Origin of the sequence: Rhizobium sp. 862_C5_N1_2, assembly GCF_051811205.1 — a bacterium.
Lineage (GTDB): Bacteria > Pseudomonadota > Alphaproteobacteria > Rhizobiales > Rhizobiaceae > Rhizobium > Rhizobium leguminosarum.
The window spans coordinates 2,901,428-2,913,504 of sequence record NZ_JBPWPT010000001.1 but is presented as its reverse complement, the minus strand read 5'-3'; the positions used below and the strand labels follow the sequence as shown (position 1 = coordinate 2,913,504).

At 57.5% G+C, this 12,077-nt stretch carries 14 protein-coding genes; 5 read left to right on the top strand and 9 right to left on the bottom strand.

Translation table 11 applies throughout. The features are described from left to right. The first annotated feature begins 4 nt into the window (after positions 1-4). The 5 genes from ACD590_RS14660 (at position 5) to ACD590_RS14640 (ending at position 3,465) form a co-directional block, all read left to right on the top strand. Positions 5-454 carry a GreA/GreB family elongation factor gene (locus ACD590_RS14660; protein WP_439020866.1) on the top strand — a complete coding sequence of 150 codons (450 nt, stop codon included), beginning with the start codon at positions 5-7 and terminating at the stop codon, positions 452-454. Positions 455-967: 513 nt separating this feature from the next. Then, positions 968-1,204, top strand: coding sequence for a hypothetical protein (locus ACD590_RS14655; RefSeq protein ID WP_165408780.1), 237 nt, complete (start codon positions 968-970; stop codon positions 1,202-1,204). Positions 1,205-1,277: 73 nt separating this feature from the next. Next, the gene (locus ACD590_RS14650) at positions 1,278-1,802 is read left to right on the top strand and encodes a transcription elongation factor GreAB (protein WP_138387146.1); all 525 of its coding nucleotides are present in this window, start codon (positions 1,278-1,280) and stop codon (positions 1,800-1,802) included. A 718-nt stretch (positions 1,803-2,520) separates the two neighbouring features. Next, entirely contained in the window at positions 2,521-2,811 is a 291-nt protein-coding gene (locus ACD590_RS14645) for a hypothetical protein (protein ID WP_439002889.1), read from the top strand. Between the two features lie 192 nt (positions 2,812-3,003). After that, positions 3,004-3,465: a hypothetical protein gene (locus ACD590_RS14640; protein WP_439002888.1), complete on the top strand. Its 462-nt coding sequence runs from the start codon at positions 3,004-3,006 to the stop codon at positions 3,463-3,465. Between the two features lie 123 nt (positions 3,466-3,588). On the opposite strand, the gene ACD590_RS14635 is transcribed toward ACD590_RS14640, so the two are convergent. The 9 genes from ACD590_RS14635 to ACD590_RS14595 form a co-directional block, all read right to left on the bottom strand. Next, on the bottom strand, positions 3,589-3,723 hold the full coding sequence (locus ACD590_RS14635; protein WP_439003538.1) for a YHYH domain-containing protein: 135 nt from the start codon (positions 3,721-3,723) through the stop codon (positions 3,589-3,591). 208 nt (positions 3,724-3,931) lie between these two features. Beyond that, positions 3,932-4,639, bottom strand: coding sequence for an SH3 domain-containing protein (locus ACD590_RS14630; protein WP_439002887.1), 708 nt, complete (start codon positions 4,637-4,639; stop codon positions 3,932-3,934). Positions 4,640-4,646: 7 nt separating this feature from the next. Beyond that, positions 4,647-6,557: a helix-hairpin-helix domain-containing protein gene (locus ACD590_RS14625; RefSeq protein WP_439002886.1), complete on the bottom strand. Its 1,911-nt coding sequence runs from the start codon at positions 6,555-6,557 to the stop codon at positions 4,647-4,649. Next, positions 6,554-7,339, bottom strand: a complete 786-nt coding sequence (locus ACD590_RS14620) for a PP2C family serine/threonine-protein phosphatase (protein ID WP_261326567.1) — start codon at positions 7,337-7,339, stop codon at positions 6,554-6,556. Before ACD590_RS14620 ends, ACD590_RS14625 begins: the two co-directional genes overlap by 4 nt. After that, positions 7,321-8,001 carry a vWA domain-containing protein gene (locus ACD590_RS14615; protein WP_439002885.1) on the bottom strand — a complete coding sequence of 227 codons (681 nt, stop codon included), beginning with the start codon at positions 7,999-8,001 and terminating at the stop codon, positions 7,321-7,323. Before ACD590_RS14615 ends, ACD590_RS14620 begins: the two co-directional genes overlap by 19 nt. A 20-nt stretch (positions 8,002-8,021) precedes the next feature. Then, positions 8,022-8,636, bottom strand: a complete 615-nt coding sequence (gene hxsA / locus ACD590_RS14610; RefSeq protein ID WP_439002884.1) for a His-Xaa-Ser repeat protein HxsA — start codon at positions 8,634-8,636, stop codon at positions 8,022-8,024. Continuing rightward, positions 8,633-9,721: a His-Xaa-Ser system radical SAM maturase HxsC gene (gene hxsC / locus ACD590_RS14605; RefSeq protein ID WP_439002883.1), complete on the bottom strand. Its 1,089-nt coding sequence runs from the start codon at positions 9,719-9,721 to the stop codon at positions 8,633-8,635. The genes hxsA and hxsC overlap by 4 nt, the downstream gene beginning before the upstream one ends. Further along, a complete protein-coding gene (gene hxsB, locus ACD590_RS14600; RefSeq protein ID WP_439002882.1) occupies positions 9,718-11,127 on the bottom strand; it encodes a His-Xaa-Ser system radical SAM maturase HxsB in 1,410 nt (469 codons plus the stop codon). Before hxsB ends, hxsC begins: the two co-directional genes overlap by 4 nt. Continuing rightward, entirely contained in the window at positions 11,124-11,372 is a 249-nt protein-coding gene (locus ACD590_RS14595) for a hypothetical protein (RefSeq protein WP_439002881.1), read from the bottom strand. The genes hxsB and ACD590_RS14595 overlap by 4 nt, the downstream gene beginning before the upstream one ends. Positions 11,373-12,077 lie beyond the last annotated feature (705 nt).

Here is a 12,077-nt window from a genome sequence, read left to right as displayed (position 1 = left end):
CGTCATGCTTGCACTGGAGGTATCGCGAGCAATGTCAAACAGTATTTCCTCTTCAATGCATCACGTGTCCATTCTCGGAGCAACAGACTACTCGTCGCTCGTACGCCTTGCTAAAACTGCCTCGGCGAAGGACCGCCACGCCTCGGCCGAACTGGTCGATAAACTCGAGAAGATCGTCGTGGTGCCGGATGGGCAGTCGCCAGACGGTACAGTCGGGATCGGTTCAACCGTTACTTTCGATGTCAAAGGCGCATCCCGCCGCACCATCACTCTCGTAGATCCGGATGATCTCGATGCCGAGGCATCAAGGATATCCGTGCTTGCTCCAATCGGGGTGGCACTTCTGGGCCTTCGGCAAGGGCAGAGCAGCCAGTGGGTCTCTCAAGACGGTCAGTTCAACGACCTGACTGTGGTGCACGTTGCCGAAAGACCAATCACCGGCTTCTCGCACTAGCGCTCCTCTACGTGAGCACATCCCGAGGAACATCAATGCTCTTGCGCGACAGCAAATACCGAAAACACCGGGGAGGTTGCCTCACCGCAGGTCCGTAGCCCTGTGCTGCCATCGTGGTCGGCACAGGGCGTTCCTGTTGAACCAGCGTTGGCACATCCATAGGAGACCTACGATGACTACGGTCCATTCGTCCCTTATATTTTCTGATGGGGATACTACTATCCTGCGGCGTCTGCTTGACGACGCTACTCCGCTTGATCGTGCGAAGGCATTGAAACGAGGAAAACTCGGTCGCATGCGCGGCCTAGTCGGCCGTTCCATTCCCCGTCTGCAGGAACCTGAACTTGCAGAGATGGAGCTGTGTGAAAATTCGCACGCGACCAATGGGCTCAGGCGAAGGGTCCACCGGCTCCAGTGCGGGCTAAAAATGATTTCCGGATCGGCAGATTTGATGGCACGGCACCGGGAGCAGGCACAAAGCCGGCTCGACCCTTCGCAAAGTGAGGCGGCGCGATGACCTATCATTCCGTCACCAATAATCCGTCTGGGGACGCTATCGACGTTCAGCTCCACTACGACCGCCTGAGCGGGACCGCTTACGCCTGCTCGACTGTATTCGATGGGGTGTTGCCGTTGCGCTATCCAAGCCCTGAGGCTGCAGCGGATGGGGCTCGCTTGGTGATCGAGACCGCCATTTCACGTAGCGACCCGAACTTCCCGCCGCGCCAGATACGAGTTTGGTTGCGCTGAGGTCCTCATCGAGGTGCTGCGGTATCCCCGACCATCGACGAGGTGAGCGACTATATTTACTGGAGAAATGAGCATGTCCAGAGAAGCTTTTTATCAATTGACCGCCGAGGACGCCAATGTCTTGATGTCCATGCTCGAACGGCAGGGGGACCGCCCGGGTCCGTTCGCGGCCGTGCTTCGAGAGAAGTTTAACCGTTCGAGGGTGTTTTCTCGCGAGGACATTCCCGCCAATGTGGTCACGATCGACACCGAACTCGTCTACACCATCAACGGCGTGAGGGCCGGACCGCATGTTCTTGTCCATAAACCGGCAGGCGGACTGCCCAGACTCGCCCTCTCTGTTTGTTCGATGCGCGGCCTGGCGCTCTTGGGGCTGGCGGTTGGGGCGAAGACCGAAATTCCGGGAAACGACGGAGAGTTTGAGGTTCTAACGGTCGAGAGCGTGGTGTTTCAGCCTGAGGCGGAAACCCGCCTGAAAGAGGATGGCCGGCAAGCCGCAGAACTGATTGACGAGGCCCCGCAAGTGGTCGATTTCCGGCCACGGCCCAGGAAAATCGTGATCTCCGATGACGATGATCCTGGTCCTAGTGCCGCATGATCGGGAACACTTAGGGCACGGGAAGCAGCATCTCGGACGGCCGAGATCGCCATCGTTGGCAGCTTGAAAACCGCGCTTCCAATCCGGATACATCGGGGCCTCAGAACGGTTGTTCAGCGTCGCCGAAGCTTGGGCCACAATTTCACCGCCCTGATCCTTCCGACGCGAATCTCCGAATCAGGGTGGCCGCAGCTAGGGCCGCTGCCTTTGCAAGATCCTGAATGTTTGCTCGGCCAAGTGAAAATTTCGCGGTGCGGGCACCGCGCTCGTCGGGCTGATGGGGGGTTACGACACCATCGATTACGTGCCCTACGACATTCTTCTGCGTCGTCTACCCAATCGTTAGGCGTCCACAATCATGCGTCCTGGAGCATGTGAGTGCCTCTGAAAATCCAGCAAAGAAGTTGCATTCAACTGGCATTCGAATTCGTTTGTTAAATAGACGCAATGCAATATCCTCTTGGGGTCACCTGGTGCAGATGCCAATTGCGTAGCGCGGATAAGGCGCTCGCATTCCTGTCTTGCAGCTCTGCCTCCATGCAGGCGGTTCGGTCTCGCCTAGATCGGCATCTTGCCTGTCATCTTGTCAGAGGAGCGTGTGACAAACCGTTTTCCGCATAGCGGAATTCGACAACTGCACTTGCAAACGAGAACGTATCGAAAAGAGCACCGTTGTCGCTCTTCACAGACGTAGAGGTTTGGAGGCGAGGAGAACGTTATGCTGTCTATTGAGCGGGATTTTAAGCGCGGCGGTGAGCGTATGGCGATCCCTACGCAAGGTGAAGTTGAAGGAAAGTTGCTGGTTTTCGAAGTCGTTGCCGTTGCTTGTTTGGAAGAACTTCTGCGACACGAGCATGCACCCGCAGTTTCAAAAGTTCGACGGCGGATACTGCATAATCTTAAAGAAAGATGCCAGTCGCTCAGATTGTGTGCCGAGGACGAAAAGGCGACTGTCGACTATGCACTGGGCGTGCTCGAGGCAGCGGTTGAGGAAGCGGGGTCTTGGTAACATTTGGGTTACGAGAGGCCGCTCTTGAGCTCGGAAAGTTGAGCTACGGCAGAGTCCTGCACCAACGCCAATCTGCCGATTTTCCCGTGGTTTCTGATTGGAGACGGCATCCAAGGTCCACCGGCTGCCACGCAACCGGGGGCTATGGCGATCTTGCACAATTTGAGAATTTTGCACTCCGAGGAGTATGCCATGACTGTGCCGCTTGCGTGTTACCTAACGACTAACGACCGCGCGACTCTGCAAGAAATTCTTGATCAGGACCCTCGCGACAACGCCTACAGCCGATTGCTTAAAAGCAAGCTGCTGAAGGCCTCAGTTTGCCCCCCCAAATGTATGCCCGATGATGCCGTGACGATAGGCAGTCGCGTGACGTTCTGCGTCAATGAAGGCGCTGCAAGGACGGCCTTGGTGGTACGGAATGAGAGCCGCGACTTTCCTGTGTATACTGTCTCCGTGAAATCCATTCTGGGATTGGGGATACTCGGCTTGAGAGCGGGAGCGACGACCAACATAGAAACCGACATCGGTAGCTCACAAAAAATAAATGTCATACGGCTCGATTTCCAAGCTCCTGCACTTCATCTCCAGCTCGTCACTGCGGTCATTTCAGAGTTTCCGCGAGGGACCATCCTTCTGCAGCCACGCGATTAAGCTGGCCAAGCGGCGCGTGGGAGTAGATTGTACTAGCCAGATCAACAACTGCGACCTGAACATATAACGCGGTAAGATCGTGCGTCGTGAATCCAACTCCCGAAGTATCGAGCGATAACCGCGTCAGTGGCAGTGATAGTCTCCGGTCTTGTGATTGGTATGGCAGCCATTCTTGTCAAGGCCACCGCCGTGACCGGAAGCACTGGTTGCAGAAAAAGCGAATACTGCGGCTGCGAGAGCGATTTTTGCAAAAGTCATCGGTTGAGTCTCCATTCCTTCTAGGGAAGCACTGACTCGACCAGAAGTCGAGTTGTTCTCAACCGTTGATACACGCTTATCGAGAGGATGGTAAACGTTGCGCGAGTGGACAAAGATCGAGGTCATCCTCTCCACGCGGATAAGCAGCAATCCTTGTCAGAAGATCGGACACAATTTGCGTGTACACAATTGCCACCTTGCCAGCTTGTCAGTTCTTCGCTGTCACAAACGTCCCGTTGATCCACCCCTCGGCGCTCGAGGCTATCGACCTAACGCGCCACCATTTACCCGATCGCTCAAGCACGACCAACTCAGTCCCTTTCGCCATCGTCTCGACCTTCAAATAGTCAGGCCCCGGACCTTCGCGCAGATTTAGGTCGGTAGTCGTCAGCGCCCGGTCTTTCAGATTTGGGTCGTCGGTTTCGTCCCCCACCTGCACTGTGATCGGTTGATCGAAAATATTAGGCTGCGGAGCAATCTCTCTGGTCTGAAGTGGCGGAGGGGATGCGTCGTTCGGGATGGTAGCGGTCGGTTCCGCGGCCACGGCAGCTTTGGGGGTTGCGAGCGCGACTTCCATTGCGCGATCGAAGGCCACCTGAAAGTCCGCATCGATGGAGCGGGTTTCGGTCGAACTGTTCGCCGAGGAACTTTCCTTAGTCGATGTCGGTGACGGAGCTGCTGGCACGGAAGCGATCGTCGGGGTGGAAGACTGAGGAAGAGGCGAAGGTTCTGCCAGTTTCGGCTCTGAGGGAGCCAGCGATGACGAGGGGAAAACACTCTTCGAGTTCGTTGCTTCTGTGTAGGTCGAACCTGAGTACGTCGATGAACGATGAGGTTTGGCGGTCGAGTTCGCGATGACGAACGCAACGACCGTCATCCCCACAATGATCCAAAACCCTTTGTACGATGCGGACATGACGATCCTATCCGATGTCCAGTTCAACCTGCTTTAGTCTTGTATAGGCGTCAATGAGCTGCTGTGGCGGCTTGGTCCGCAATGCCTGCGCGGTGTCGGCAAGGTGTTTCAGGTCCGCCGTCGCCTTGAGCAGATCGCGTTCGATTTCCGCACGCTGCTTGGCAATCTCACTTTTAGCGGCTTGGACAGCCGCGGGGTCCGTCGGGATCGATGCGTTATACACGAACTTGCGCTCCACCGTTCTTGCCCAGCCTTCGATATCGCTGGCCAACGAGGGCCCAAAACCCGGAACACCCGTCACGGACCGCTCCCGCACGTCCAGTGCGCTTTCGAAACCGTACGAGGCGAGGGTGGCCTTGCGGCCTGGGCCGACACGCGGGATTTTCGCGCGGTCGATGAGATGCGCGTCCATGTGCTTGTCTAATTGTAGCTGCCGTTTCTTTTGCTCAAGCGCAGCCAGCTTTTCTCGTTCCTTGACGGGCAAGCCGGAGTGCGTCGCTCCCAGCGCGATATAGTGGCTTCGGCGGGCCTCAAACGCCTCCGGTCCGGCCTTCTTGACCCAGTTTTTATGCTGCTCCTCCCAACCGGCCTTTGCCCCATTGAGTTCCGAAGCAAACTTCGTCTTGAGATCGAGCGACCTCCCAGCGATCACGATAGCGCCAAGCGCCAGAGCGATACCCCAAAACCCGCTGACTTGCGCCATCAGGTAAAGACCGACGCCTACAGCGATCACACCTGCTGCAACGGTGGCGTTGCGTTCATTCCTTGCTGACTTTCCGGCCTGGGACATGGTCAGACTGGGAAGCGGCCCAAAAACCGATTCAGCGTTTGGCGGTGAGGGCGGAGCGGGCATTGTCTTGATAGCGTTCAGCAACTGCCCGATATCCATGACAGGTGCGGCGGGGGAGAAGTGGGCAGGGAACAGCGACCGCCCCATCGTTTTTTCGAGTTTGCACCATGGACAGGAGCTAAGTTCACGCTTGTAGGCATGGGACTTGTCGACGGTGCAAACAGCTAGGGTGGCTTCGACGCCTTTCAGGATCGCTGACCAGGATGCGGCCGTCGGGCGACCTCCCGGCTGCCGCGCCGGAGGCATGAACGCTGCCTCTAACGCTTTGCGGACATCCTCGCCGTAGTCGCCGAGACCGGGCACGAAGGGTGGCGGCTCCATCATCGTTTCGGCTTTGCGAGCGCTGTAGGCAAAGCGGCCAGCCCCGATGGCAGTCTTGATGTCCATGTCGCCCTTGCCGAGGTAGCGGCCCGCGAACGGGTGTCGACCCAGAAACAGCAGCTGGAATATCAGCACGGCGAGGCCGAAGTTATCGTGATTTGGAGTCCGGTCGACCTTGCTGAAGGTAGCCCCCTGGAGTTCGGGGGGAGTGTACTCGGCGACCCCAACCAAGGAGCGGTAGGTGTTCGGTCCCGATCGGTACTGGAATGAATCGCTGTCGATCAGCGTCACCAGCGCCTTGTTGGAAACGAGAATTCCGGAGTGGTTGATGTCACCGATCACGCATCCGGTCGCGTGGATGCTAGCGACGGCGTTCGCGAGATTGATCGCTGACCTCAAAAGGAATTGGGAATCCGCGGTCGGGAACTCCGCTTTCCGGCTGCCGGGGCCATAGAGGTCATGGACGCTCTTGAAGCCCGCGACTTTCTTCATCGTGAAGCCGAGGAACTCACCGGACGGTGACTTGAGGGTTTCGATGGGGAAAGCCACGTAGTCCGAGCGGGTGTGAAGCCGATTGGCCACCATGGCGTTGACCTTGTCGCGCCGGTCCTTTGCCTTGCCGGGGTTGTAAATCTTGGCGGCGATGTCAGCGGATTCGACGATGTGATGGACCGCGCCTTCACCGCCCTTGCCGAGGGTCGCCCCTAGTGTCAGACGCCGGCCGTCCGAACAGATCACTGTAGTCACGTGCGCAGCCCCAGAATGAGGGACTTGTCGTCATCCGTGCGCTCGCAGACGTTTGCGCTGTCGAGATAGTCCCTGAGTGCGAGCGACAGAGTCTTGTCGACCTTCTGGGCAAGCGAAGACTTCAATGGAGCAAGCATTCGATCGAAAAAGGGACCATGGGGGGTCCTCGAAACATGATCGAGTACCATTCGTTCAATGCCATCTGAGAAGACTGCGAACTCTGCGACACGGTCTTCGATCGAGATGACCTCCAGGCGTGGTTGCGGATCGTCCGTCACGAAGGATGTCGTCGATGCGTATTCTCCCTGATAAGGCCACGACGGCACCTCCCATTCGTCGCAACCTTCACGCTTGATCACCGCCGCACCGTCACCGACATGAATGACAACGCATCGTTCTTCTGCCACCAACAGGGCAACCAGGGTCGCGGCGAAATCCCTGGGCCGCGCCTCTGCCGCCTTGGCTTTCTGATTGATCGCTTCGCGGATCGCATCGACCCAATCCCAGACGACCTCCTCGTCGAGGTCGTCGAGGGTGGAGCGAATGAGGAATTCGCGGCAAGCCTTGAGGAAGCTGATGCAGACGGTCCGCGATCCAAATTCCGCTAATGACGCGCTTCCAGCGCCGTCGGACACGACGGCGGCCATCACCGGGCCGTCTTGTGTTAGAAACAGCTTGGCGCAGGCGTAGTCCTGGCACGGCGAAGCCGTTTTCAAATGGGAGGTGCCGATCGCTCGGGCAGCCGCCCAGCGCCATTCTCCATTCATGAAATAGAGGCCCATCCGTCGGGAGTCGCCGGGCTCGAGAGTGGAACTGCGTCACCTGGATTGGACTGGGAGACCGAGCTGAGCGAGCTGGAAAGCCACGAAAATAGATCGCGGAAACGCAGCGCCTTGAGCGCCAGTGGGGCGCGTGTGCTGATCTGTGCCAGGGTTTCCATGTTCGCGCCTTCGACACCGACTGCGAAGAAGGAGAACGCTTTCTCTTGCTCGCCGGCCTTCACGAGGCTTGCGGCGTTCTTCCAGGCATCCGTCGGGCCACCGTCGGTGATAAGGAACACCCAGGGGCGATAGTAGGAGATGCCGTTCTGACGATACTGGTCCTTGCGCTCTCTGAGCATCTGCAGGCCTTGTTCGATAGCAGCACCCATCGGTGTGTCGCCTTGGGATGACAGGCTAGGCGCATACCAGTTCTGCACGCTCTGAAAGTCATTGACGATCGTGACTGGACCGAAGGTGACCAGACCGACTTCGACACGCTTAGCGGCCAAAGCGTCAGCAAAGAGTTCGTCCTTGAACTGGATCAGTCCATCGTTCAGCTCACTGATCGGCTGACCGTTCATCGATCCCGACACGTCGAGCAGCAGGAGACAAGGGCAACGTGGTTCCGGGTTGTCTACGAACTCTGCACCTTCGAATGGCTGTTGCTCGAACGGATTGCTCATCGGATGTCTCTCTGTTGGATTTAGTTTGCGGCGATACCAAAGGCGTCCAGCACCTCCGGCGTGATGGTTCCTGTCGCCCTCAACCGGTAATCCGTCTGCATGGCGACAAGGGCGGTCTTGCAGGCGGGGCCGACTTTTCCGTCGATCAGACCAGAGTAGTAGCCATAGGCGGTCAGCGCCGTTTGAACCTGCATCACGATGCGGGTGAACTTCTCGCTGTTGCCGGGTAGCGTCTTGAGCGGCGCGGTCGGCGCAGGTGCGGCAGGAGCGATAGCGTAGGCAGGCGAGGGTGCTGCGGGTACCTGTGCCGGCGCAGGTGGCGGCGTGTAGACAGGCTTTGGCGCGGTATAGGTCGGAGCGGTGTAGACCGGTGCGGGCGCGCTGTAGCTCGGTGAACTGTAGGATCGATAGCTGTAACCGCCGCCACTGCTGGAACGGTGGCTCGAATGCGAGCTATGGGAGCTATGTGACCTGTGGCCCGCCAGCGTATAGATGTGTTTGAGCTTTAGGCGCTCGAGCACCGACGGCACCGGATTCGGTTTCGAAACAACGTCGCCCCAGATCATTGCATCGGCCTTTGACGGCAGAAAGCCCGCCGCGAAAAACGACGGGATAAGAAAAAGTCTTTTCTTCATATTGGACCCAGCGCAGAGAACCCCTCGTTGTGACTATACCATTCGAAAAAACCACCACAAGCTGCGCGGCGGTCACACCGAGAGCAAAAATCGAGGTATTTGCGTTTCCAGTCCGAAATGGTTGATGGCGCGTAAGAGCGGTATGCTGCCGGAACCGAGCAAAGCGGAAAGTTGTAGAGCGAGACGTCAATTCCCCTGGCAACGCTGAGGTCTACCGCGGAGGCAATCGGCGCGAAGTCAGCGGACGAGTCATAGAACGACTTCTGCCAGTTCATGCGCCCATAGCCGATGCGCTCCATCTGCATGAGGGCCCAGACATGCGCAAAGTTCAGCCTCGTGAATACGAAGTCCGCCAGGTCAGCAAGCCCGGCGACGTTCTGGCGCATCACGACGGTGCGCAGTTCGACCGATGCACCGGCCCTCATGAGAACGCCCAGGCCCTTTGCAAGCTGACCAAACGCACCGGACTTCCCGACGATCTTGTCATGTGTTGCCGGATCCGCCGAATATAGAGGCACTCCCCATAGGACGCGTTCCGTACCGATCTCCAACATCGCCTCGACATCTGACGCCTGGAAATGCTGGCCGTTCGTCAGGATGTGGAACGTGACGTCGGGTCGCGCCTGGCTCACGGCCCGCAGCATGTCAAACAGCCTCGACTTATGAAGGAGTGGCTCGCCGCCGGATATCCCGATTACCACTCCCTTGGGCGACAGGAGCGCAGCCTCCGCAAACTGGCTAAACAGATCGTTATGCTGCTTTTTGGGCGGCTGTGAGCACATGACGCAGAGCTGATCGCACTGTTCGGTGACAAGGAAGGTATTGTGCTGCGAGGATGCCCGTATGAGCCTGTGGGCGCTTCCTTGGCCGGGTAGGGCAAGGATGACGTCTCCATCGTAGTCCTCGCCGCCCTCGGGATGGAGCACGAGTGAGAAGCCATTGAGGTCGTACTCCAGGCGGCCGTTTGATCGATCGATCAGGACGGCATCGTTCTCGGTTGTAGCGCTTTTAGCCGTATGACAAAGCCTGACCACGAGCGGCTCTGCCAAGGGTAGTTGATCGATTTGGACCCTGAGGTTTATCATCGATGCCACCTTGCGAGCGCACGATCGAACTGCGGGGCCCCGGTCCATATCGCCATGGATTTCCGGACCTTTAGGTCTTCGGAATAGATCATCGAGAAGATTTTATCGAAGATGTAAGTATGCCGCTGGCAGAAATCCGTAAGGTGCTTAGGCATGTCGATCCGGCCGTACCGGGAAAGGTCATCGACCAGGTCGATTCCACAAAATGCCTGGTAGGGACAGTGCACGCAGTCGGGATGGTAGTTGTTCAGCGCCTCGGAATTTAAGGTGTCGATAGTCGACCGATCTATCCCGTCGAATACATTGCCCATCGAGAGGTCGAACTGACCGAGGCGGGTGACCATCCGGGCTTCGTCCGTTGGGTAGACCTTGCCGTCGTAATCGATGACCAGGTAGCCGTGGCCGACGATATTCGGGTTTCTGAGATCGACATGCCCGTTGTGCCCCGATCGGAGAATCCGCCGAAGACAGTGGACGAAATAATACTCCTCGAGTGCGTACTCGGCTGTCCAGTTGTACTCGACGAGATTGTCGATGAAGTCGGAATGGTATGCGTTCCATGTGGCGGCGGAGGCTGCTGCGTCGTACTTCTTCCGCGCAAATCCATGGAAGTTGATCGGCCTCAGATAGATCGACCGCATCCCGAGGGACGCATAGGTTTGGATTACGGTCTTTGCGGTGGGAGGACGATACGGGTCTATTGTCGGCAGAGCGGAGACCTTGTCCGGTCCCAGCTGCTCGAGAGCCCGATGTAGGTTGGATACGAAAGCCTGTGTCCTGTCGCCGGAGAGCGTGCGCTGCCTCTCGTGGGTGAGGATGTCACCGTCGAGTGATGTGCTGACAACGACGTCTGGAAGCTGGAAGAATCGCCATGCATCCTCGGGGATTTCCTGCAGATTGGTGCAGACGACGAACTCGCAGCTATCGAATTTCCTCAGACAGAACTCTCGGACCTTGGTGAGGACATCCAAGCGAAGGCTGGGTTCTCCACCTTGAAATTCGACCTTGATTTTTTGGGTTGTGAGGCCGTCCAGGAAACCCAAGACGGCTTCGAGGGTTTGGTCATTCCAGTCGAAACCGGGTGTGTTCTCGTTGACCCGTGAAACTTGGCAATAACCGCAGGCAAGGTTGCAGCGGAGCGTGGGCACCAGGATGACGTAGTCGAGTTCGCCGGGGCTGTATAAACGGCTCGCGAAACGATGTTCGAAGCCAGCATAGGCGAGGTCACCGACTTCTTCGAACGCGTGCCCATTCCGAAGCAGGTAGTCCTGGTCCCGGTCGGTCAACCGATCCAGCGCATAGCGGGTCAGAAAATCATGATCGGACTTGAAGTAAGAGCCGGCCTCGTCGGCAAACAACAGATCACCATAGGGAGAGGGACGGAAGCGCAGCGGAAAGACGGTCATCGCCCGGTCACACCGGCGAGCAGCGCGTACCTCAGCGGCAGGGTCTCGCTGTAAATCTTCTGGCGATACAGGCAGAACATGAATTGCTGTTCGAGGTCCTTGACGTTTACGACCTCGCTTCCGGCAACAACTGCGGTGTCCCCGCTTATCGTCACACCGATGCCGGGATTAAGATAGCGAAACCGTACCGTCGCTTCGGCGACATACGGCATGAGTTCAGAGGCAATTTCAAATTCCAGGGGCATGGTACACGTCGGTGCATTTGCAGTTACCGGTTGAAAGTATCTGCTCAAGAATTTGTGAGCAATCGCCAAATCTTCGGATGGTTATGAGGATCAACGAACGTTCTCCGCGATGGTCCTAAAGCAGTCATCCATTGTGCCGACTTCATGTTTCAGCAGATCGGTCCATTCGCCGTCGTCAAAGCCAAAAAACTGAACGTAGCATTTGCTGGCGTCGTAGTCGGCCCATTGGGCCACAAGGAGGCGACTGTCGAGCTGATATCTCAAGCTCAGGTACATGTTGTCCTCACCTCCGACGGGAACGTCGAAGACCTGGCCCGTGCGGTTGTTGCCGACGTAGGCAAAGGAGCATCCGGTGCCGCATCCGATCTGGATCACGGAATACTCTCCGGCAAATGAGGGGCCGCCACTCATTCCGTCGGTTATCCGCGTCCGAAAATTGCTGAACTCTTTGTCCCGCCCGGTAAAATCTGGAAAATTGTTCGGCCCGGCGTACGTGCGGAAGACTGGGATCTGCCCGGGCTTGATCCGCGCCAGTGAGATCGCCGGGTGTTTGGATGTCGTCTCCTGAGATGTCCAGGAAATCGCCCTGTAGCCGATGTCCAACGTTCGCTTGGTGCCCTGGCTCTTTTCCAGGTACTCGCGCCTGGAAATACTGATGGTCCTAAGCTTGGCCGCCGCTGGCGCGTTCTTATACGCGTCGGCTCC